This is a genomic window from Tritonibacter mobilis F1926 (genome assembly GCF_000376545.2).
Classification (GTDB): Bacteria; Pseudomonadota; Alphaproteobacteria; order Rhodobacterales; family Rhodobacteraceae; genus Epibacterium; species Epibacterium mobile.
Genome location: NZ_CP015230.1, coordinates 2,757,861 through 2,781,185 on the forward strand (window position 1 = coordinate 2,757,861; position 23,325 = coordinate 2,781,185).

Genomic DNA, 23,325 nt, shown 5'->3' on the forward strand with positions numbered 1-23,325 from the left:
GGCCTGAAGCGTGACTGCCCCTTTCCCCGTTGACGTGAGGTCACGCGGACGATCTTGGCGGTGCCGAGGGCGTTGAAGCGGTTCATCTTAGCGTCGAACCGCAATCCGAACCTCTTCCAACCCGTCAACGCTCCTCTGCATGAGGTCATTCTCGAACCCTTCGGGGTTCTCCAACTTTTGGCCTGGATCGTAGACGAACACGAAGAGCCGATCGCACTCCGCCTGCGCACTATAGAGAAGGAAATCTTCGGCAATCTGCTTGCGCAGCTCCTTGGCCCCCAGGTTGTGGCGCGTGCATTTGTACTCGACTACGATGCGTTCGGGCTTAAGGAGCGTGTCCGCTCTCCCCGATCCACTGGCAACCGAAGGCGTTGGCTCTTCTGGGCGAACGTCTAGAAAAGGAACGCCAAGAAGTGCTTGAAACAGATACTGAACATCGTACTCGTCAGTGATCTCGAGAGGCTGGCGAGTACTGCGACGCTTCTTCATGCGCGCGACGACACTAGGGAAGCGGTTAGCGATTTCCTGGACCCTTTCCATGGGCGTAGGCGCGGCAGCAAATACAGCGGCTCCGCCACCCGGTAGTTCCCTACTCGCCTCAGAGAGTTGCATGAGTGTCTCTTCTGCGGCGGACAGCGTAGCTGTCACGTGTTCAAGCGTGATCGGAACGGTATTGGAGATGGTGATGCGATCGGTGGCCTGATCCATGATCTCTTGTAGTCGATCCCTCATGCGTTTGAGCCAGTCGCATAAGGACTGGAGGGCGCTTTCAAATGCTACGGGCGAGCCATAGTCCTCGGGAATACGGCAGTACAGAAAGCACTCATCCGTGTAGTGCCATAGGGACATCGCGATATCATGGGCCTCATCGGCGCCCAACCCATTCCATCCTTTGTGAGGGCTCGACTCGCGCGCCGCCTCACTAAATTCCTCCTGTCGCGCGCAAATGAAAGTCTGCATGTAGATGCCCGCCTCTCGTGATTTGGCGAGGTAGTCGGCTCTGCTCATAATTACATTGTTCCTAAATTGTCGCGTCCCATGGATTGTAGCCGCAGGAATGGTGAAGAGTCAGACAATAACATATCCGTCCTTCATTCTGCCCGCGAAAGCCCCGTCCCATCCCATTGGAACCATCCAGTCTTGAGATCATGCCCCATCAATTTGATCCGCGGAGGCTCAGATTGATCCGTTTCCAGAATCTCGTTTAGGATCTCGATCTTCTCAATGAAGCCGCCCCCTTCAGAAAAATAGATCCAGCTACTGCAAACCCTGACACCACAAAAAATAGGGCGTGCATTGCTGCAGGAAATACCGCTTCCATTTAGGAGCAGGTCCTGATCGCCATCCATGTCCAGATCTGACCAGAGCATTCCATCATCTGACATAGTGCCAGATCCGTTGCAGCCGTAAGAAATTTTTTCCTCAATTATGCGCTGAACTGCAGAGTTGTTTTGGGAGGAGGCAATGCAATCCATTCCGTCTATAATGTTCTGTACGCATTGATGGTAGGCCGGGCTACTGGGGTTCCCGCCAGCTCCGCTCAGACAGCTATTGATCATAAACTGCGGGGGCTCTTCCTTTTCACAGGACGGAACCCGTGAATCGCTTTCGCCTGATACTGGTGGTTCGGGTTGGGCTTCTGGTAACAAAGCTATGGATGCGAGAGCATCGCGTTTTGCTTGAATGTCATGAAGTTGATCATTCAAGAATGCGTTAGGCATGTCCAACCCCTTACTTAGTTGCTCCCGCCGAATAACGTCCTGCAAGACCTCGATCTGATAATCATAATACTCCTGGGTCGTGGCGTACCGCAGATCCTTGGGATAATCATCCCAACTAATTCCGATGTCCTCCATGACCAGTTCTAGCTGACGCCTGCGGTCCACCGGTTCCGGGGCCAGGTCATAAGCAAGTCCGGCGAGCTCACCGCAGGCAACAGCAATTGCTTCACCCGCGGTGCGGAAACGGGACAAGAGTAGACTACACCCAACGCTGCCACCAGTTTTCCATAAGCCACGTTCGTTCCCCATTATGAAGTCAGTGGCTAACTGACCTCCCTGATCGAAAGCAGACACCCCTTTCAAAGCCATAGAGGAGGAGGTGTAACCCAGCTCATCAGCAATAGACCCCGCAATATCAAGAGCTTCGTTGGCATGTGAGATCGAGCAAAAAGCAGTTGAAATTGATAGAAAAAGAGCAACTTTCATCATTCTGCGTTTTCCTCAAATTTTCCGCTGAGAACATCCTTGAAAACTATGGGTAAGGCATCGACCATACTGACTTGTCCCTGTCCAGCACTCCCCCAGCTGGTCAAGATGACCTCTTCGGGGTTCTCTTTGCTGTAGAAGGGAACCAGCCAGCTCTCGCCGTCAGGGCCGGGCACCGCACGCCATGGCAGCCAACCCTCGGCCTCTCTTTTCCCAATCAACGTACTGAGCATCTTGGAGGCGCCTTCATGGTGCCCCTTGGGCACCTCGGGCCACTCCGCAGCAATGCCGACCAATTGCGCAGCTGCCCGGCCGGCAAAAAATCTGTTATTCATGCTATCTAGCGGAGCGCAGTCACTCTGTCCGAACGTCATCGAGAAATCAGCGAGCTGAAGGAGCGCACTTTTCTGCAGGGCGCTGCTGGTTGGCGTAGTCGAGTTCGTAAAGAATGGCCACCAGGACGGACTATTATCCGCCTGATCTATACCGACCCCCATACGAGTGGCCTCTGGCCCATTGTTCCCGAACTCAGAAACAATCCAGATATTGGTCATGGGATCGAAAAATCCGATCTTCCAGAACTCGTCTTCAAGACAGCTAGCCGTAGCCAGGCTACGGGACAGGAGTGCTGGGATCTCATCCTCAAGCTTGAGATCAGTCATTAGACCGGGGTCTATTTCTCCGGACACTTGGGAAATTATCAAATCCGGATTGCTGATGAAAGATGCACGTAGCATGTGAACAGAACGTTGCAGAGCCTGCCCGGCAAAGGTGCTCATATCAAATGGTTCTTCCGCATTCTGAGCGTGTGCGGTGGTTGAAAGAAGGTAAGCAGAGAGTGCAGATATGGAAGAAATGATCTTAAACATCGTTTACCTGTAATGGGATCAGTATGACGTGAAGATCGCCATAATCTGCTCACCGGACAAGCTTTTTTTGCCCCGACCTGCGCCTGTGGTCTCTCAGAGTGCGGAAACCGTGCGGATCAGCGGATTGCTTGGGAAATGTATATGAAGACATGCTTCGATCCCGAACAAGATCGGGAAGCCGAGCAAGCCGATGGCTATCGTTGATGAAAATTCGCGCAGGTAGTGCGCGCATTTCGCTGGCGGAACTTGTGTTTGAAAGGGGGGCCCCCGTGATTATCGGCCTCACGGGGACGAAGGCCATGCCACACGCCATAAGGCGGCGGGAAGCGACGATGACCGAGCCGGCGCGCGGGCCCTGGAGGGCCAGTCATTCCTTGCGGGACCTTGATGTCGCCTGATACTTGGCGAATGTGCGAAAAAACATATCTATGTTGGACTATTATCGCCAAGTCAGCAAGAGGTGATCCATGACCTGCAACCAGTGTGGCGGCTCCGGTCGTAAAACTTGCCCGACCTGCAATGGCGCCGGTGACACCAGTAATGACGGCGCGTGGAAGGCATGCCCGCCCTGCGGCGGCATCGGGTCGAGCACCTGCTATGGCTGCGGGGGCTCTGGTCAGCAGAGCTGAAGCGGGCCGGCTGCCAATGCACCATGAGCATGCACAGACCGGCTGTTTCGAGACATTGATCATGGCCGTCGTGAATGGCGGCTCAGCGGACGAAGCCGACCTTCGTTTTTCGCACTTTGCTGACGCAGCATCGTGATCCACATGTCGCGTGCCTCTCGCTGCGTTGCGGCACTATCACGGAAGCAGTCATTGTTGGATGTATTCGTGGGGCCTGGTCCGACTACATGTTCGTTGCGTAGTGCGCCTGAACAAAAAGTCGCGGACTTGGCCCCATGTCATTGGGACCGCTCCGAGGTAAGCTCACATTCGGTGTCGGTAGGGGCGTGCGAGCCCTCTTCGCTGGGCTCCCTCCACTCTGATCGCAGTCACTCAATCATGCAAAAGCCGAATATTTCTGCGCGTTTAGACATACCGGCCGCCCCTGTGGACAGTCCACCGGTCATCGACTTGCGCAGCATCTCAGGCATGCAAGTCATACGCGATGCGGAGACCGGTATGGCTTGCCCCTGTGTCTGGGGCGCGTCCAGCACGGGCGGCAATGCGGTAGCGCCAGCAGTAGCTGGCATGGCACAAGAACGAACCGCCCTTCAGGACTTTGTCACCGGCCCGTTTGGATTGGACATTGCGCGCCTTGGCCGCCGATTTCAGGGACGCTATGCGAAAAGGGTCTGCAGTCCATTCCCACACGTTGCCCGAAACATTGAATATCCCGGCGGTGTTCGGTGCAAAGGCATCGACCGGCGCTGTGCCATAGTAACCATCTGCACATGTATTTTGCTCGGGGAACCGGCCTTGCCAGATGTTGCAGTAGAGATTGTGATCGTCCGGTTCGTCCGCGCCCCATGGATATCGTCGATCTTCCACTCCGCCGCGTGCCGCATGTTCCCATTCGACTTCGGTGGGCAGCCGACCGCCCGCCCAGGTCGCGAAGGCCAGTGCATCGTTCCAGGATATCTGCGTTGCGGGATGGTCCTGCACTGCGGCGGGGTCTTCAACGCCTGAAGGATAGCGCCAATTGGCCCCCTTTATCGCCCACCACCAACCCGCCTTTTCGTAGCCCCCGATAACGTCTGCCGCATCGGGATCGGATAGAAGCCCCCGAAACACATAGGACCATCCAAGCTTTTCGGCGTCTGTTTCATACCCCGTTTCGGCGACGAAGGTGGCGAACCGGGCGACCGTCACGCAGTGGGCTTCTATACCAAAACCCCGCAGAGTGGCACGGCGAATGATCTGCTCTCCATCGTCCGGGATCACCGGATTTTGGGTGCCGGCCCAGCTTTTGGTCGCAGGAAACCGAGCGATGGGTGGTTTGGTGTCAGTCATGGTCCGATTTCATCAAGTTGTACCGAGGGAAAAGGCCGGCAAGGTCCGCACCAGTTCCTGTGCGTGGCCGATCAGGGCTTCGGCGACAGGATGATCGCGATTGGTCTTGAGCATGGCTATTCCTGAATCGAGTTCCCAGATCGGCACGCTGGTCGCATGAAGCCGATAGCCGCGCGCGCGCAGCCAATCGCGCAGCAGCGTCGGCGCAGACATGACCATGTCGTTGCTTGCCACCAGCTCCAGCCCCACTTGCAGCGACGACGTGGTCAGGGCAATCCTTGGCGGGGCCAGCCCGAGTTGCAAGAACCGGTTTTCCATACTCAGTTTCAGTTGAGGTTCCGTCTGGAACAGCACCCATGATTTATCGTCGAGAGCTGCGAGGTCCATTTTTTCGGTGTCGGGGATATCAGGCAGCACGCCGGGGCGATGCACGACGCCATGCTCGATACGGCAAAGCCTTGTCACGTCAACCAGAGCGTCGTCGACCCCGTCCGTGGCTGCCGTGATGACAAAGTCGAGGTCACCGTCCTGAAGCGCGCGGGTATGGTCGTCCGCAGAACCGGTAAAGACGCGGAACGACGATTGCGGGAACTCCAGCCACAGACGGCGCAATATCTCCGGCATCAAGAGCAACTGGTAAGTCAGGCCGCACCCGATGTTGATCGCTTGGTGATAGCCGCGCTTGACAGTTTCCACATCACGGCAGGCGCGCTGATAGACCGCTTCCATTTCCCTGAGGTGTCGATGAAGGACGCGACCCTCATCCGTCAGAGTCATCCCGCGGGGCTGGCGGATAAAGAGTTTGGCGCCAAACGTGTCTTCAAGTGCGGCAATTGCGCGGGTGAGGCTGGGTTGCGCGATGTGCAACTCGGCCGCGGCAGCAGTCACATTTCCCAGCTCGGCCACCTTCAGAAAGACGATGTGTTTTCGATCCATGAAGCGTTGCATCCAACTTTGCGCGATTGCCCCACCATAGCGCCGGGGCATCATATTGGCCAATGTCAACGCGATGGGGGACCGGCGGACCCGTACCTCGGGCGCTGGCTATTCGGCAGCCTCCGGTTGCCGCGTCAGAAGGACGGGCCCAGCCCCGACCGGAGCCGGCAACCCCAACCGCGCATAGAGTTCGGCTGGCGCGTCATGGCGCCGCAACTGTTCCCGCATGGCGAAGACCAGTTCCAGTTCGATATCGGAATCCCGAAAGGGCGTTTCCTGTTTCGGGTCGGCGTCAAGATCGTAGAGCACGGTTTCGGTGTCGAAAAACACCTGCGGTCCGAAAAACGGATTGAACGGTGACTTTTCCATCGCGGGCGTGCGTAAGAGCCGCGCGCCTTTGGTGAAATCGAACGGCGCCACCAGATCGGCCTGTGCAAGTTCATCGACTTCGAACAAGTAGTTCAGGGTCGTCGGCATGACAGTGTATTGATAAAGCCCCTCGATCGTCACGTGTTCGGGGTAAAGCATGAAAACATGTTTGCCGTCACAGACATTCACCGCGCTGCCGAATGTTCCAAAGATAACCACGTCGTGGATCGGCGTGTCATCCACCAGTAAAGGCAGAATGGACTGGCCGGTCACCTCGTCCGGGACAGCACAGTCATGCAGGCCAAGGAATGTCGGCATCAGGTCCGGCGTCTGGGTCAGGGCGTCCCGCCGTGTGCCTGCTTGGTCCGCATGGGCGGGATGATGCACGAACAGTGGAATATGCGCGATTTCTTCGTAGATCGGCATCCGGTTTTTGGCCCACCAGTCATGTTCGCCCAGCAGGAACCCGTGATCTGTCGAAACGATCAGCGCGGTGTCATCCCAGAGGTCGTGTTCATCGAAATAATCCAGCAACCGGCCAAGCTGTTCGTCGCAAAAGGCGAGGTTCGCGCGATAATGGGCGTTGATCTCGGTGCGTTCATCGGGGCTTTCCTGCACCCGTCCATAGGGTGGCCAATCCAGAACCGGACCATCGTAATCGGTTGGAAAACTGTCCTTGAAACGCTCTGGTGCGTTGAAGGGTTCATGCGGGTCGAAGGTTTCGATTTGCAGGAACCAGTCGTCGGTGTCGCGGTTCCGGTCCAGAAATTCTTTCGAGGAATCAAAACACTTTGTCAGAGGGTAGTCGCCTTCCTCCTGTAGGAATTGGCGATTTATGATGTGATGGTATTGATCGACGCCGCGGGTTTCGTTGTATTGCAGCGGGTGGTATTTCTGTTTCAGTTTTGCCCAGTCCGGCGCCACGTCGGCCTTCCAGGCATCGCCATGCTGACCGCGAAGGTATTCATATGTGGTGTAGCGCGTGTGGTAGGTTGCTCCGCCATCGCGGAAATACTGAAGGTGGTCGGTGACAAGGTGCGAATAGACGCCGTTTGCCTCAAGTATCTCGGGGAAGGAATTGTCGAACGGCTCCATCGGGCCCCAGGACCGGTGCATGAACCCCAGCCGCCCGGTCTGCATGTCGCGTCGCGCCGGAATACAGGGCATCGACCCAACATAGTGATTGTCGAACGTCACGCTGCGCGCGGCGAGCCGATCGAAGTTAGGCGTCTTGATCGATTTTGCGCCGTAGGGGCCAAGTGACAACCGATTGAGAGAGTCAAAGAGAACAAAGACGGTGCGCATGTGAGCCTTTCCGATCTGACAGAGATTTGTGGTTTCAGCCCAAAGGTAACAAGTCTGGAAATGCATGGATAATATCGTTTCGGCATCCCGGGATGCGAAAATAACATACCTGATGCGCGATACTTAAGCGCGCTTGTCGAATGAGCGACGATAAAGGCGCCAATGCTCACCCATACCAAAAAGCTATCGATACCTAGCAAAGTGATATTTGAATTGAGTCGTCTCCGGCTCCTATGCTTTGAAAGCGGTGCTTGGAAGAGGAGTTCCATACGCACCATATGAAGAAGCCCATGATGGGCCTCACAGGGAGGAAAACAAATGCCGATCTTCAATTTCAAGACACTTCTGTCAGGGCTCGCGTTTACAGCGCTGTCGACAGCTGCTTTCGCCGAGTTTCCGGAACGTGACATTGAGGTTATCTTTCCATGGCCACCGGGCGTCACAATGACATCAAGTCAGGTCATGGCCGAGGCCCTGAGCGAAGAACTGGGTGTCAATGTCACCGTGATTTCCACCCCCGGCGGCACGGGCGTCAAGGCGATGCAGACTGCCCTAAACCGTCCCGCCGACGGCTATACGATCTTTGACGGTTGGGTGGCCCCAATGGTGGTGCAATCGCTGATGGGCAACATTGACGCCGACCACACGGACTTTACGCCGCTTTATGCATTGGGCGCGGTCCCCAATTCCGTGATCGTGCGTGCGGACGATGACCGCTTTCCCGATCTGGAGTCCCTGATCGCCTATATGGACGAAAATCCAGGCGACTTGCGCTACACGTCAGGGGCCTATGGCAACCTGCCGCATGTGGATCTGGCGAACATGTTCCGCGCCACCGATACGGTCGCCCAACACATTCCCTATAGCGGGCTGGAAGAAGCGCTAAAGGACATGCGCGGCGGCATTCTTGACTTCATGGCCGGCAATCCCGGATTTGTCCGCGCCAACAGTGAACACGTGCGTGTTCTGGCGGCGTTCAGTGATCTGCAGTCGGTCAAGGATATTTTCGGTGGCGTGCCCCTGATGTCGGAAATCGATACGGTCGATTATCCGCTGACCGGCCTCGCGCCGATGGGCTGGAGTTGGTACGTGGTGCCAAACGGCACTCCCGAGGAACACGTCGACGTGCTGCGCAACGCGATGGCCGCAGCCCTGCAAAAGCCCGAAGTGATCGACTATTTCGAAAGCATCGGTCGCCCGCTGCTCGGCTACCCGCCAGAAGACTACCTGACAACGGTTGATGCGGTGCGCGCGCAGCTTTCGACGGCGACAGATGCGGTCGAGTGGGAAGCCGAAAAACTCGGCACTGTACAATAACTGCGGTCCACAAAGTCTCCCCCCGACTGTTGGCCCGGCAATTCTCCTCCCAAAGCCGGGCCAACAGGATATCTTCATCGACTTGAACGAATATCCACTTGCCCTGAGAATATCAGACAGCGGGCATCAGGAGGTTTAAATGTCACGTTCCGACTCACGCCCCGACCAAGACCCGCCAAACACCACTCACGGACGTTCGATGTTGCGGCATCTTCCGGCGGTTCTCATGGCCACGCTGTGCGGACTGATTTTCTATGAGGCGGCCACATCGTTGGCGGAACAGGGTTACGCATCAGGGACGCCAATCAGCAATGCAGCCCTTTATCCACGTCTTCTCGCGGGCTTATTGTTGGTTCTTTTGGCCTTCCAGATCATCGCTGATGTTCGCGCAACTGATCCGAACGCCGGTGTCGAAGACGCGGCCTCAGCAGGCAGCACCCGACAGACTGCCATAACCGGAATTTCTATTGTGGCTTGCGTCATGCTCCTTCCCATCTTCGGCTTCATACTTGTCACGCCGGTTCTTGTTCTGGGGCTTCTGCTGCTCTTTGGGGACCGGCAGCCCGCCACGCTTATTGCGGTACCTTTGGCGATACCGGCAGGATGCCTGCTGGTCTTTCAGGGCTTGTTCAACGTGAACCTGCCGCGCGGTCTGTTCGGGATTGCGCTTAATTTCTAGGATAGGAGGTCGCCATGGGCATCGATGCTCTCATTGAAGGCTGGAACCTGTTTGCAACCCCGCTTGCCATAGGCATGACAATCTTCGGGTGTTTCTTCGGATTGATCATTGGGGTTCTGCCGGGGCTCGGCCCGCTTATGGGCATTATTCTGTTGCTTCCTGCCGTTTTGCATCTGCCGCCGGTCGCCGCTATGGGCGCGCTGATTGCGATTTTTGTCGGCGGGTCTTGTGGCGGTGCGGTCTCTGCGATCGTCCTGCGCATTCCGGGCACGCCGATCGCTGCGGCGACGTTGTTGGACGGCTACCCGATGGCGCAAAAGGGGCGTGCGGGCGAAGCCATAGGCCTCGCGATATCTGCCTCGGCGGTCGGCGGCATTTTAGGCGGGGTCATTTTGATCGCTCTGGCCCCTGTGCTGGCCGATTTCGCGCTGCGGTTCGGGCCGCCGGAATACTTCGCACTGACGCTGATGGGCCTGATCGCAATTGCCGTGGTGGGGCGCGAAGCGCCGCTGAAGGGCTTTATCACCGGCATACTGGGCCTGCTCATCGCGACCGTGGGCACGGATGCGATTTCCAACGCGCAGCGGTTCACCTTTGGGTATTTCGAACTCTCAAGCGGGTTTCATATTGTGTCCATCGTCGTGGGGCTTTTTGCGGTGTCCGAGGTCTTGTTTCAAGTGCGCGGCGGCGGGTTGACCGACGTGCCGAACGTGCCGCGTGTGCGCATCTCTTTGTTTTCACTCGTGCTATTGTTCAAGCACCCTTTCAACCTTGTACGCTCAAGCATCATCGGCACATTTTTTGGCTCTTTGCCCGGTGCGGGCGGCGTGATCAGTGCCTTCAGCTCATATGCGGTGGCCAAGGCCCAATCACGGCCCGAAGAGAGATATGGCGAAGGCGCAGAAGGCGGTGTCGTCGCCACAGAGGCCGCCAATAACGCCGCCGCGGGCGGGACGCTTATCCCCACAATGGCGCTTGGGGTGCCCGGTGATGCCTCATCCGCAGTCTTGATGAGCGCGCTGATCCTGTTCGGCTATTTTCCCGGACCGGAACTGTTTGAACAAAACCTCGATGTCGCGGGCGGCATGTTTCTGGCCTATATCGTTGCCAATATCGCCTTGGCGGTTCTGGGCTTTCTCTTGACGCCGCTGTTCCTGTCGGTTCTGCGTCTGCGAAAGGTGCATTTGCTGCCGCTTGTGGTCATGCTCAGCGTGATGGGAACTTTTGCGCTCCAGTCTTCCATATTTGACCTGTGGAGCATGTTGGGCTTTGGCGCGCTGGGGTATTTCCTACGGCTTTACGGCTTTCCGCTGGCCCCCATCGTGATCGGAGTCGTCCTCGGGCCGATCTGCGAATCCAATTTCCGCCGCTCGCTTCTCATTTCCCGCGACGGATTGTCGATTTTCTGGGAACGCGAAATTGCCTTCACCATCCTTTCGGTCACGGCGATCCTAGTTATTTGGGGACTGTTCGGAAAGGGTACCTCAAGATGGCTCAAGCAGAAATTTAGGCGGGCCGGCGACAAAGTGGGATGAAAAGCCTGAATGGCTGGTGCTCGGAACTCTGAGTTCCGTCCCCTTATGCTTGTCCAGTTCGGGGGCTTTCTGGAGAACTGTCTGATCGTTGCAAATACGTAATGTAGGATGTTGCCATGTGAACAAAAGCGTGGGAATGGCGTTTTGTGCGCAGTGTATGACTTCGATGGCTGATCCTCGCTGCGGTATGCAAGAACGTCCGGTTTTTACGGTACATGGCGGTACTGCCGTTTTCGCTCTTCCAGCGATAACGACACCGCGACCGCACGCAGTGAAAAATCAAATTCACACAATGGACTCGAACCAGCCATTCGCCGCTCGAAGCACGAACGGCAGCTAAGCGATCATCACTGTTCCGCGTGAGCTGTCAGGATAGCTCGAAGTCGCGCTTCTTGTGCCGACCACAAATACCCCTTGACAGGGGGTGTGCATGAAAAACGCCAAAACGTGCAAGCTTATGCTTCATTGGCAGGTCTGTGGAACATGGCGAGCCGTGGAGGACTCGAACCCCCGACCTGAGAATTAGAAGTTCCCTGCTCTAATCCAGCTGAGCTAACGGCCCGTCTTAGAGAGGGTGTATCAGGGAATTTCCGAAGTATGTCAACTTAGGGTCGCGGGCCGAAAAACCTTTTTCCCAAGTGCGTTGGCAGGCAGGTGGAGCAGGTGAGATCGTTTGTGCCGCGCGGCCTTTTCACAAACCTCGTCGTGTGCGAGCGCTTATTCCTTGTCACTTGGATCTGGCGTGGGGGTATCTGGGGTGCCATCGGGCGAAAGTTCCGCGAGCGCGTCAAGCGCCACCCCGTCCAGCAAATCGCCCTGACGCTCTGCGAGAAAGCGGGCGGTGTCAGCGGGGAATTTGTTCAGTTCACGTAAAAAAGTGACCTGCGCGCGCCGCAGCGCCGTGAGCGCTTGATCAAATGCACTCTGATCACCCGAAGCGCGCGCGGCTTGCAAGGCGGCAGCCTGCGTTTCCATCTGCTGGAAAGCCTGTTTCAGATTGGTGTCGTCCGGTTCTAACCGGTCCATGCCGTCGCCTGGAACGGACTCATCCATCGGCTACTCCGGGGCAGCAATGGGCCACTTGCACCGCCGCGCCGTTCTCCCCCATGAGGAGAATTTTGGCACGGCAAGCGCCCGAGAGATACCAACACATCACTCTTGAACCACGCTCTCGGAGGACACTCTCTTATTCCATCTTGGATCGCCGGCGGCCCCACATGGGACTGGGGGCCGCCGAAACTGCGTTAGCTTGCACAGCGCGATATACACCAACCATATCACTCTGTACGGAACCAGCTCACGCTTGCTTGGCGGAACTACTCAATACTCACATCTACACTTTGGTACTAAAAAGGTCTTTTCACTCAACGGCATGTCCGCACTCACAAGACCAGTATGCCGCTGCCCGCCTCTCAATGCACCTGCTGGAGCGTGATGAATTCGTGAAAAAAGTGTAAACGCTGTGAAGCTTCTAGTTAAAGGAGTGATCCAAACTGGCATCATCGGGAGGCAGACCACCGACGCCGCTGCGCTCGGCGGGGTGGTGCGGTGCACGGCTGGCAAAGCTTTGTACCGGGGCAAATCCTGCGGGATCGTCTTTTGCGGACTGGTGCCATTTCGCCAGTTCCTGCGCCAGCCTGCGCGTCACCAAAGGCGCCGCAACGCTGGTGCCCGACATGCGCACCCGGCTGCCGCTTCGCGATCCTGCGCCAAGACGTCCGCGCAGGGCGGGGCCGTCATCCGCGCAGGCGTGAAGGCTAACAGTCGCCCCTTCAGCCAAAGGTCCCCCCGGACCGGCGGAGGAATAGTCCCCAAGCTGTTCACGCCGCACGAAAGACGCCCCCACGGTGACCAGCTGCGCGCCGCCAGAAAGCGCATTGAGCGTGCCTGCGCGGGTGATGCTGCATCCTGTGGTGTGAAGCTCAGTTTCGGGAAACCCATCATCATCAAAGCTGCGATACGCCGGGTCTACCAGCGTCGAGCGCTGACGCAGCGGATTGATCTGACGCGGCACATCATTGCGCAGCACCCGCAGTTCGATATCGCGCGCTTCGGTCTGGCCCGGAGCCAGCGCAATCTCGACGATCCAGTCGCCGCAAGGTGGCAGCGGGCGGTACGGGTCGGCCGCCGCATTGGGCGGCAGAGCAACCGTAACGATCTCCACCCCGGTGCCCTCCACCGCCCCGTCAACCGGGGAGAAATCCCGCTGGAAGCCGTGATAAATCCCGAACTGGGCAAAGCCCTTATCCGGCGCAATGCTCTGATCCTTCGTCATGACCAATTGCAGGGCGGTATCCATGCGGATGGGCGCCTTGGGCATCGCGGGCGCAAACACCCCGGCCCCGGTTGGCGGCGTCACCTTGACCGAGAGGGAAGAATAGTCCGGTTTCAGGCCGCGCTGGCTGACGGCGATCTCCATATAGGTGGAGCCGCGATTGTCGGGGGCGACACGCAGTACCGCACGGTGGGGGCGACCCGGCGCAATATTGGCATGCGCCGCAAGACGCGATTGCAGCGTATTGCCCGCAGGCAACACCACCCGCATCGGCACCTTATGCCTGCGATGCCAATACGCCATGGCCTGCTCCAACGCGGAGGCCACCAGATGGCCACCGTTCTTGCCCACCCCACCCAGACCAAAGCTGAGGTTGATAATGAGCGGGAAGGCCGCATCCGCCGCACGCATCATGGCTTCGGTGCGGCGCATAATATCGTGAACGCCAAGGATCATGGCCCCGGCCATAAAGGTGGCTGCCGTATCGCTGACCATCGCCGTGGGCAGGTTCACCGCCACAATCGGGAATTTCTCCGGTGCGGCGTCCATCTCGTCTCCGCGCCCCGCGCCCGCCGCCAGATCCGCGACATGGGTGCCATGCAGGCGACGATAGCGAAACGGTCCGCTCCCCTTTTTGCCAACGGGCGGAAGGTTGCGATAGAAACGATCCTCGTCGTAACCCGCCTCTTGCAGGCGCTGTTCAATCTCGGCGCGGCTGAACACATGGCCAAAGGAGACATCCGCGCTGCCGGCCCGCAGGCATTGCGCGTCCTGTTGCCAGAGAGAGGCAAATCGGCTGCGTTGCCCCGCATCCATGCGAAATGCAGGATGCGCAAAGGCGATGCCATCGTCGATCACCCCGATCACCGTGCTGTCTTTGGGCACCAAGGGCACCTCCGCCGCGCCGGTGCCGGGCCCAGTTGCCAATGTGCAATCTGCAGCGCCGGGCAGAACAGGGGCGATTAGCGTGCGATCCCGCAGCCCGTCGCGCATGCGGGCCATCAGGGTATCCAATGGCCCCTCCTCCTCCTGATCCGGCAGCGGCAGTCCCTTGTGTAAGGCCTGCCCCTGATCCGTCGTCAGCAGCAAGGGCGGCAGGCCAGCCACGGCATCCGGTGCCTCAAGATCCAGCGCCAGAAGGCGGGTATTCAGGCCCTCCTCTCCGGCGGCGCGCAATTCGTCATCCAGCGTGTACCACCAATGCGCCGAGGGGTGTCGGGGCAGCGGGCGCAGTGGCCCGGCCCGGTCTTGTCGCCAACAAAGCGCCATGATCACGCCTCCTGCAGAGCTGCGCTGCGATGCAACTCGTCGACACAGGTCTGCCAGAGCCAATGCAGTTGCGGACTATGGCGCAGCGCGAGATCCACGGTGGTCAGCGAGGTCACGGTCTGATCGTTGATCGCGCAACCGGTGCGCAGCGCATCCAGCGTGTCGATGTTGTAATCCGCCGCGCCAAAGGCCTGCATCTGCGCGTCCAGTTGACGCCATTGCAATGGCGCTGCTTCTGTCTCATTCGGAGCGGGCGTTTGAACGCGCGCCAGCACATACCGCGCCAGCGTATCGCCCAACACTGCACCAGCGGCGCTGTCGACCGGGAAATGCACCCCCGCCACCGTGCGACTGACGGCAATACGCACCGCGAGACGGTCACATTGGCTGCAGAATTGCGACAGCCAAGACGCGGCATCGCCTTGCAGGGTTGTCGCAAGCTCTTCGGCCATCGCCTTGAACAATGTCGCGAGAAAGATCGCCTCGGTCGCGTGGCCGCTGGGCAAAGTGCCGTGGTCCGGGGTCTGTATCATGGGCTGCACTTGCGCAGAAAAACGCGCCGGGCGCGGGCAGCCAAACCCGTGTTTGATGCGAAACTGAACGGTTGCGCAAAAGCGCAGAGCCGCCGCAATGAACCGGAATATGGCCTTGCTGCGCGCCGGGTGAAAATGCGCCAGCGCCGAAAAGAAAGACGTCAAATCAGAGAGTTGAACATCGATCTCCTCCATCCGGTCCGCACGTAAATCTGCATAGTGATGAAGGTAATCCAACTGCCGTTCAAAGATATCCGCCCCCGGTGCTGCAAGACGCATGAGGTCGACCTTTGACGCGCTGCCAAGGGCGTCGGCGTGACAAAGATAAGCCACCCCATCGGGCGCATCCGCCTCTTGTGCCACTAGATTGATCACCACAGGTGCGATCAGCTCATAGTCGATTACCGCAGCCTGCGGCGTGCCCGCCAGATGTTCGAGGCTTGCGGTGTCAAAACGGCTGACGGCCTTGGCAGCGGGCGGTTGCCAATGGCCGATGATGCCCTCGCGGCTGAGCATAAGCGCGGTCATCATGGCCGCACTATGGTTTGAGCCGGGAAACCCGACCCCCGTTTGGCCGGTATGACCGGTGTGACCCGAAGGCCAAGCTACACCACTTTGTCCCGTGTGGCCTGTATGTCCTGTATGTCCAAATCGCGCCATTGTCCCCATCCCCCAGATGATTGATGCCGTGCCGATCCCACTGAGCAGCTGCTTTAGAAAAGCAGCAGCCTCACCGCGGGTACCGTGAAAAGTTCGTGAGAACTGGCGGAGCCGCTGGCAGAAGACCCGCGCGCCCTAAAGGCAGCTCGGGGCGTGGATCAGGCGAGACCCGCGCGGCGCAAATTCCCTGAGGGGTATTCCGGTTCGGACAGATCCGACATGTCGAAGCCGGGTTCGAGATCGCGCATCCGATCCTTTAGCGTGTCCACCGCCTCGCCGTCGCCGCGCTGCTGTTCAAGGGCTGCGAGATAGCGCAACGGGGGGCGGAAACTGGGCACCAGAGAATGGGCCATGCGGCTGTGTACACGCGCCGCCTCGTAATTGCCGACCAGTGCTGCCGAGACCCCGGCCTGCATCTCCCACCAATGACGAGAGCGAGAAAACCGACCGATTTGCAGCGCCTTGCGGGAATATCCCGCCGCGGTTTCCAACTGCCCCATGGCGATCTCAGCATTGGCCCAAGAGGCCCAGGCCAGCGGGTTGGACGGGTTCAGCGCGGTGGCATCACGGGCCAGTTCTCCGGCGGCGATCGGATCTTGTCCGGTCAGTAGGAACACATGTGATGCGGCCGCCTTGAGGGCTGCGTTTTCGGGTTCGGACTGCAACGCACGGCGCGCAAGATTGGCCGACAGATGCGCTTGATGGCCGGGGTCGAGATCGGTGCTTTCGACGATCAGATTGGCCTGAATAAAGGCCCGCCATGCGAGGAAGATACCTTTTGGCACACGTTCATAGGCCGCTTGCAGGTCGCTGTCCGCCTGATCCAGATCCGGGCGATCCATACTGAAGATATTGCGCAATGCACGAAACCCCAGAAGGCTCGCGCTAATCTTGTTCTTGCGGGTCTCACTGAGCGAGAGCGCATCCACCGCCGCCTCTTGTGCGCGGTAGGCCAGTTGCAGCAATTCATCGTCATCATAAAGCAGCAAATCCTGCTGCATGCCGCGCCAATGGGCGGTCCAGTTGCTCTGTCCGTTGGAATGGCCGGGCATTACTACGCGCAACAACGTCTCGCGTCCGGCCTCAAGGATCTGGGTTTTGACCAGCGTGTGATCTGCCGCAACGCTATCATCGGAGGTATACCGGAACTCCAGGGGCGCGAGATCAGCGAGACCTTTTTCGATCTGACACTGGAAGACCTCATTTGCAGTCTGCATGTCCAGTTGATCCGGAGAGGTCCGGTTGAAATAGATGATCGGCTCGCCGGTTGGTGGCTCGGGGGATGTCCGTTCCACACCGTCTTGGGAGGCGCATGGCGCACTCAAAGCCGCGCGTTGCTCCAAGAGCCAGCTATCAAAGGGCGCGGGCAGGTCCAAACCTTCGAGAAATTCGCCAGACGTGGTGGCCAAAGGCTCTGCCGCATTGGTCGTGACCAAATCCGGATTGAGTGTGAGCGTGCCATGTTCCGACAGTATCACATCCGCCTGCGCAAAGGCCTTGCGGAGCAGACGCAACTCCTGCCGCAAACTGGCGGAGGCCTGCACCTTGCCACGCCCCTGCCAGAGCAGGTCCTGCAACCAATCGCGGGTGCGCTGTCTTTTGCGACCGGTGGCAAGCGCCGCGATCAGCGCTCTGCCGCGTTTGCTGGGCAGATGCAGAACATCACCCTCCGAAGTTATCACCTCGAAGGGGCCGAACAAATTCACATGATATGTAATATGCTCTGGCACGTTGTCCGCCCGCATCCCAACCCGATCCCCAAAACCGAGTATCGGAAATCTGGCCATGACCTGTCAACACATCTCAAAAAATGCATCTGTGAGGCAGTTTTAACCTGCATCCGCCAGCGGGTGAAAGCAGGCCGCAGAAACCGGGTCTGATTGTACCTCAAGCGAAGGAACCGCCCCCGCGCAAACCTCGGTGGCGCGCGGACAGCGGGCGCGAAAGGCGCAGCCCTCGGGCGGGTTCAGCGGGTCGGGGAGTTCGGTCTCTTTGGCCTCGGGCGCGGCAAGGGCGCGGCCCACAACCGGCGCGCTGTCGGCCAAAAGCCGGGTGTAGGGATGGCGCGGCGCGGCAAAGACCCGATCGGCGGGACCGACCTCGACCACGGAGCCAAAATAGAGCACCGCGACGCGATCACTGACCGCCTCCACCACCGCAAGATCATGGCTGATAAAGATATAGGTCAGGCCGAATTTCTGTTTCAGATCAGCTAGAAGGTTCAACACCTGCGCCTGCACGGAGACATCCAGCGCGGACACGGGCTCATCCAGGATCAATATACGCGCATCCGCCGCCAAGGCGCGCGCAATGCCGATCCGCTGCGCCTGTCCGCCGGAGAATTCATGCGGATAGCGGTCAAGAAACTCCTCGCGCAGGTTCACCGCGGCAAAGATCTCTGCAATGCGAGTGGCCCGCGCCTTGGCGTCCATGCCGTGCAGATGCCGCAGGGGCGCGTCCATGATCTGGCGAATGGTTTTGCGCGGGTTGAGGCTGCTGATCGGGTCCTGAAAGACATATTGGATCTTCTGCCCAAAGGTGGCCGGGTCCGCGTTATCAAGCGGTGCTCCGTCGATCTCGATCTGGCCGGTGGTGGGCGGCAGCAAGCCCACCAGCATCCGCGCCAATGTGGATTTTCCACACCCCGACTCACCCACGATGCCGAGGGTTTCGCCCTTCTCCACCGTCAGCGAGAGCGGCTGCACCGCCTTGACGCCCGCCTTGGCTCCGCCGAACAGGCGTTTGCCCACCGGGAAGGTCTTGCTGAGGTCGGTGAGTTTCAGTGCCGCGCTCATGCCGTGGCCTCCTGCACTGGGATTTCAGGGTCGATGCAGCGGATCTTGCGCGCAGGCCCAAAGGGCCCAAGGTCAATGTCACCGCTGCGACAGGCACTTGCGGCCTTGGGACAGCGGTCGGCAAAGGCACAGCCTGCGGGCAGTTTGTCCACCACCGGTGGCAGACCGGGAATGGCTGCAAGCTGGCGTCTGCCTTGGCCAAGCTCCGGCACGCAGGCCATCAGCCGCGCGGTGTAAGGATGGGCGGGCGCATTGAGGATGGCATCGGTGGGGCCTTCCTCGACAATGCGGCCCGCATACATCACCGCCACACGATCACAAAGCTGCGCCACCACGCCAAAATCATGGGTGATGAAGATGATCGCCAAGCCCCGCTCGCGCCGCAAATCATCCAGGAGCGCAAGGATCTGCGCCTGAACCGTCACGTCGAGCGCGGTTGTGGGTTCATCCGCGATGATCACCTCCGGGTCATTGGCCAGCGCCATGGCGATGCCGACCCGTTGGCGCATCCCCCCCGACATCTCATGCGGATAATTCTCCACGCGGGCCTCGGCATTGGGGATGCGCACGGATTTCAAAAGCTCAATCGCGCGGGCGCGGGCCTCGGAGGTACTGGTGCGATGATGGCTCTGGATCGCCTCGATGAGCTGCGCGCCGACTGTATAAAGGGGGTGCAGCGTCGCCAGAGGATCCTGAAAGATATAGGCCACGCGGTCACCGCGCAGACGGCGCAGGGTCTCATAGGGGGCGCCGATCAGATCCTCGCCCTTGTAATGCACCGCACCGCCGGTGATGACACCGGGGGGCGAGGCCACCAGTCCCATGATCGACAGCGCCGTCACGGATTTCCCGGAGCCACTTTCACCAATGATTCCAAGGCATTCGCCCGGCTTTACCGAGAGCTCAACTCCGCCCACGGCCTTGTAGATACGATCCTTCACGTGGAACTGGGTTTGCAGGTTGCAGAGGCTCAGGATGCCGTCACCTTCAGGCTGCGGCACGGGGTCTGTGCGGCGCACCATGGTGGTGGGCATCGGGCGGCTGAGCGCGCCGGATTTCAGGCGCGGATCAAGGGCGTCGCGCACGCCGTCGCCCAGAAGATTGATCGCCATCACGATCACAAGGATCATCGCACCGGGCACCACGGAGGTATGCGGATTGGTAATCAGCGCCGAGCGCGCCTCCCCCAGCATGGAGCCCAGATCCGCCTGCGGCGGTTGCGAGCCAAGACCGAGGAAGCTAAGGCCCGCAGTCTCAAGGATCATCCAGCCGACGGTGGTGGACATGGCGATCACAATCACCGGGATCACATTTGGCACCACCTCAGTGATGATGATGCGGGCATTCGACATCCCGCAGAGCCGCGCCGCATCGACAAATTCCTTATGCGCAATGCCAACGGTGACGCCGCGAATGTTGCGCGCGAAGAAGGGGATGTTGACGGCGGCCACTGCGATCAGCGCGTTCATCAGCCCCGGACCAAGTGCTGCGACAATCGCCAGCGCCAGCAGGATATAGGGAAAGCCCATCAGCATATCGACGCCGCGCATGATCACATTGTCCACGCGCCCGCCGTAAAACCCCGCGATCACGCCAATGGCCGCACCGATGGTGGCCGCCGCCACCGCCGCCGCAAAGCCCACCGCCAGCGACAGTCGCGTGCCCCACATCAGGCGGCTGGCGAGATCGCGACCAAGGTGATCGGTGCCCAGCAAGGCCCCCTCGCTAAAGGGTTTCTTGAACCGCTCTGCCGTGTTGGTCACATCCGGGTCGGGCAGCGGCAAAATGGGTGTCAGCACCGCCAGCACCACCACCACCGACATCACGATGAGCCCCGCCAGCGCGAGGCGGTTGCGGGACAAAAGACGCAGGAAGCTCATGCTTTGATCCTCGGGTCCAGAAGGCTTTGGGCGACATCAACGGCGATGTTGAAGAGCACATAGCAAGCGGCGACAAAGACCACGCCGCCCTGCACCAAGAGGATGTCGCGTTTGAGGATGGCATCGACCAGCATGCGCCCGACGCCGGGCCATTGAAACACCATCTCGATGTAGACTGCGCCCGAGAGCACAAACCCGGCCTGAATGCCCAGCACCGGGATGATCGACACCATCGCCGCACGCAGACCATGGCGCCAGATCACGCTGCGCTCATGCACGCCTTTGGCGCGGGCGGTGCGGATGAAATCCTGCCGCAGGACCTCCAGCATGGCGGAGCGCGACAGGCGGGCGATGACGCCGGTGGCCACCACCGCCAGCGCAATGGCCGGAAGGGTCAGATGACTGACAAGGGCCGAGAGATCCCGCGCGCCGTAAATCGGCCACATGCCGGACACCGGGAACCAGCGCAGGTTCACCGCGAAAATCAGGATCATCATCATGCCGAGGAAAAACGACGGGATCGAAATGCCCAGAAGCACCGCAAAGGTGATCGCCTTATCCGCCAGCCCGTATTGGCGCGCCGCCGAGACCACACCCGCCGCAACGCCAAGGATCGAACAGATCACAAAGGATGTGCCCGCCAGCACCAGCGTTGCATTGAACCGCTCCAGTACCTCGTCGAGCACCGCGCGATTGAGCGAGAAGCTGCGGCCAAAATCGCCCTGCAACATATTGCCAAGCCAGATAAAGTACCGCTGCACCAAGGGCTTATCGAGACCGAGATCGCGATTGAGCTTCTCCACATTCTCGGGCGTCGCATAAGAGCCAAGGATCGCCGTGGCCGGGTCGCCCGGGATCATCGCCATGATCAGAAACACGATGACCGAGATCCCCAGAAGGACCGGCACCGCGGAGATGAGCCTTTTTACAATATAGCCAGTCATGGCGTGCCTTCCTGCTCTGCCGATTGGGGGGAGCGTATTTCCGGGGAGGCTTCAGCAGAAACTCCGGGGAAACGGGGGCCGCGCGCGCCCCGCAGGGGCGCGCGCGGGTCGGATCGGGCAAAGCCCGATCCGAAACCTCTCATCAGTTCTTGGTCACATCATCGAGCAGCAGGAAGAACGAGGGCTGCAGGGCAAAATCCCCCACCCGGTCCGAGGTCACCGCGTTCTGCTTCCAGTTGGCGACAAAGACCCACGGTGCATCTTCCTGCACGATGGTCTGCATCTCCTGATAGAGCTTGGCGCGCTCGTCCTGATCGGTCGCAACGCGGGCCGCTTCCAAAAGCTCATCCACCTTCGGGTTGGAATAATAACCGGAGTTGAAGCCGCCCTTGTCAGGCCATGCATCCGTGCGCAGCGCAAGGAAGGGCAATGTGTCCGGGTCATTGGTCATCCAGGCCATCTCGGCCATGTCGGCCTTGCCCTCCAGCCCCGGATTAACCTCGCCCAGGAAGGTGTTCCACTCGTAGGTTTCGATCTTCACATCCAGCCCCACGGCATTGAGATCGGCCTGAATGGCGGTGCCCATGGCGATAGGGTCGAGCATGCCGGAGCCGCCTTCGGTCACATAGAACGTCAGCTCCGCCCCTTCTGCACCCGCCTCGGCCAAGAGTTCACGCGCCTTGTCGGGGTCATAGGGATAGGGTTCAAGCGATTCATTATACGCCCAGGCAAAGGCGGGCGGGGTCGGGCCTGCGGCCACCTCAGCCGTACCCTCAAGCACATCGTTCACAATCGCGGATTTGTTGATGGCGTAGTTCGCCGCTTGGCGGACGCGCTTGTCGGCAAAGGGGCCTTCCTTGGCGTTCAGGATCAGGAACCAGACGTGCGGGCCGGCCTGTTCATGCACGGTGAAAGCATCGCCCTGAAATTCCGACAGCGCCACCGGCGGAACCTCGACCATCAGGTCAATACCACCGGCCAGCATTTCTGCCGTGCGGGTGTTGGCATCGGTGATCGGGCGGAAGACCACCGCGACCAACTCTGCCGCGCCATCCCAGTAGTCGGGGTTTTTCTCAACCACCACGGCCTCATTCGAGCGCCACTCGGCAAATTTGAACGCGCCGGTGCCGGAGGGGTTACGGCCAAACTCCGCGCCATGGGTCTTGACCGCCTCGGGCGACACAATCAGGCCCGTGGGATAGGCGAGGTTCGACAGGAACGGCGCATAGGGCGCGTTCAGTTTGAATTTCACCGTCAGGTCATCGACCGCCTCAACGCTCTCCACGGCAGAGAAGAAGAAGGCCAGCGGGAAGGGGCCGGTGTTGTGGAAGGGGTGGTCTTCATTGAGCATCCGCTCGAAGTTGAACACCACCGCCTCGGCATTGAAGGCGCTGCCATCGTGGAAGGACACGCCCTCGCGCAGCGTAAACGTATATTCGGTGCCATCCTCGGAAATGCTCCAGTCGGTGGCCAGTGCGGGCTCCACCTCCAGCGTGCCGTCCTTGTAGCGCACGAGGCCGTCATAGACGTTCATCAGGATGCGGAAGTCGTTCACCGCCGTCACCGCCGCCGGGTCAAGCGCCTTGGGCTCTGCGATCTGGCCGACGATCAACACGCCCGGCGGTGTCTGCGCCGCCACGGGTGCCACGCCCATCGAAACCCCGGCCAGAGCCGTCGTCGCGAACATTGCGGCCAGTGCGCCGCGCCGCGTCATCTCAAGAAATTTCATGTCGGATCCTCTCTGCTGAGATTTATTTTTCATGATTAATTGTATCCACGCAAATTTTCATGATAAAT

General features: G+C 59.3%; 17 protein-coding genes and 1 tRNA gene. 3 read left to right on the forward strand and 15 right to left on the reverse strand.

Features of this window, described 5'->3' with window-relative positions:
• Positions 1 to 87: 87 nt before the first annotated feature.
• The 6 genes from K529_RS23075 to K529_RS13060 form a co-directional block, all read right to left on the reverse strand.
• On the reverse strand, positions 88 to 1,008 hold the full coding sequence (locus tag K529_RS23075) for a PD-(D/E)XK nuclease domain-containing protein (protein ID WP_005614578.1): 921 nt from the start codon (positions 1,006 to 1,008) through the stop codon (positions 88 to 90).
• An 83-nt stretch (positions 1,009 to 1,091) separates the two neighbouring features.
• The gene (locus K529_RS13035; RefSeq protein ID WP_005614579.1) at positions 1,092 to 2,210 is read right to left on the reverse strand and encodes a hypothetical protein; all 1,119 of its coding nucleotides are present in this window, start codon (positions 2,208 to 2,210) and stop codon (positions 1,092 to 1,094) included.
• Positions 2,207 to 3,076 (reverse strand): hypothetical protein, encoded by an 870-nt coding sequence (locus K529_RS13040; protein ID WP_065335466.1) that lies wholly within the window; start codon positions 3,074 to 3,076, stop codon positions 2,207 to 2,209. The genes K529_RS13035 and K529_RS13040 overlap by 4 nt, the downstream gene beginning before the upstream one ends.
• A gap of 1,088 nt (positions 3,077 to 4,164) precedes the next feature.
• Positions 4,165 to 5,031, reverse strand: coding sequence for an SUMF1/EgtB/PvdO family nonheme iron enzyme (locus K529_RS13050; protein WP_005614209.1), 867 nt, complete (start codon positions 5,029 to 5,031; stop codon positions 4,165 to 4,167).
• A 12-nt stretch (positions 5,032 to 5,043) separates the two neighbouring features.
• Positions 5,044 to 5,979, reverse strand: a complete 936-nt coding sequence (locus K529_RS13055; RefSeq protein ID WP_065327210.1) for a LysR family transcriptional regulator — start codon at positions 5,977 to 5,979, stop codon at positions 5,044 to 5,046.
• Positions 5,980 to 6,075: 96 nt separating this feature from the next.
• Positions 6,076 to 7,641 (reverse strand): sulfatase, encoded by a 1,566-nt coding sequence (locus K529_RS13060; protein ID WP_046002814.1) that lies wholly within the window; start codon positions 7,639 to 7,641, stop codon positions 6,076 to 6,078.
• Positions 7,642 to 7,959: 318 nt separating this feature from the next.
• On the opposite strand from K529_RS13060, the gene K529_RS13065 reads away from it, so the two are divergent.
• The 3 genes from K529_RS13065 (at position 7,960) to K529_RS13075 (ending at position 11,172) form a co-directional block, all read left to right on the forward strand.
• Positions 7,960 to 8,958, forward strand: coding sequence for a Bug family tripartite tricarboxylate transporter substrate binding protein (locus K529_RS13065; protein WP_005614212.1), 999 nt, complete (start codon positions 7,960 to 7,962; stop codon positions 8,956 to 8,958).
• 199 nt (positions 8,959 to 9,157) lie between these two features.
• Positions 9,158 to 9,637, forward strand: a complete 480-nt coding sequence (locus tag K529_RS13070) for a tripartite tricarboxylate transporter TctB family protein (protein ID WP_065317513.1) — start codon at positions 9,158 to 9,160, stop codon at positions 9,635 to 9,637.
• Positions 9,638 to 9,651: 14 nt separating this feature from the next.
• Positions 9,652 to 11,172 carry a tripartite tricarboxylate transporter permease gene (locus K529_RS13075; RefSeq protein ID WP_005636128.1) on the forward strand — a complete coding sequence of 507 codons (1,521 nt, stop codon included), beginning with the start codon at positions 9,652 to 9,654 and terminating at the stop codon, positions 11,170 to 11,172.
• Positions 11,173 to 11,656: 484 nt separating this feature from the next.
• On the opposite strand, the gene K529_RS13080 is transcribed toward K529_RS13075, so the two are convergent.
• The 9 genes from K529_RS13080 to K529_RS13120 form a co-directional block, all read right to left on the reverse strand.
• Positions 11,657 to 11,734 (reverse strand) — tRNA-Arg (locus K529_RS13080).
• Between the two features lie 155 nt (positions 11,735 to 11,889).
• Positions 11,890 to 12,225 (reverse strand): hypothetical protein, encoded by a 336-nt coding sequence (locus tag K529_RS13085; RefSeq protein ID WP_005636117.1) that lies wholly within the window; start codon positions 12,223 to 12,225, stop codon positions 11,890 to 11,892.
• 418 nt (positions 12,226 to 12,643) lie between these two features.
• Positions 12,644 to 14,716 (reverse strand): S8 family serine peptidase, encoded by a 2,073-nt coding sequence (locus K529_RS13090; RefSeq protein ID WP_046002816.1) that lies wholly within the window; start codon positions 14,714 to 14,716, stop codon positions 12,644 to 12,646.
• Positions 14,717 to 14,718: 2 nt separating this feature from the next.
• On the reverse strand, positions 14,719 to 15,780 hold the full coding sequence (locus tag K529_RS13095; RefSeq protein ID WP_005656605.1) for a phosphatase PAP2 family protein: 1,062 nt from the start codon (positions 15,778 to 15,780) through the stop codon (positions 14,719 to 14,721).
• A gap of 287 nt (positions 15,781 to 16,067) precedes the next feature.
• Positions 16,068 to 17,696 (reverse strand): hypothetical protein, encoded by a 1,629-nt coding sequence (locus tag K529_RS13100; protein ID WP_005656600.1) that lies wholly within the window; start codon positions 17,694 to 17,696, stop codon positions 16,068 to 16,070.
• Between the two features lie 42 nt (positions 17,697 to 17,738).
• Positions 17,739 to 18,704: an ABC transporter ATP-binding protein gene (locus tag K529_RS13105; protein ID WP_046002817.1), complete on the reverse strand. Its 966-nt coding sequence runs from the start codon at positions 18,702 to 18,704 to the stop codon at positions 17,739 to 17,741.
• A complete protein-coding gene (locus K529_RS13110; RefSeq protein ID WP_046002818.1) occupies positions 18,701 to 20,584 on the reverse strand; it encodes a dipeptide/oligopeptide/nickel ABC transporter permease/ATP-binding protein in 1,884 nt (627 codons plus the stop codon). Before K529_RS13110 ends, K529_RS13105 begins: the two co-directional genes overlap by 4 nt.
• Positions 20,581 to 21,528, reverse strand: coding sequence for an ABC transporter permease (locus K529_RS13115; protein WP_009178249.1), 948 nt, complete (start codon positions 21,526 to 21,528; stop codon positions 20,581 to 20,583). The genes K529_RS13110 and K529_RS13115 overlap by 4 nt, the downstream gene beginning before the upstream one ends.
• A 142-nt stretch (positions 21,529 to 21,670) precedes the next feature.
• Positions 21,671 to 23,257 carry an ABC transporter substrate-binding protein gene (locus tag K529_RS13120; protein WP_046002046.1) on the reverse strand — a complete coding sequence of 529 codons (1,587 nt, stop codon included), beginning with the start codon at positions 23,255 to 23,257 and terminating at the stop codon, positions 21,671 to 21,673.
• Positions 23,258 to 23,325: the final 68 nt, after the last annotated feature.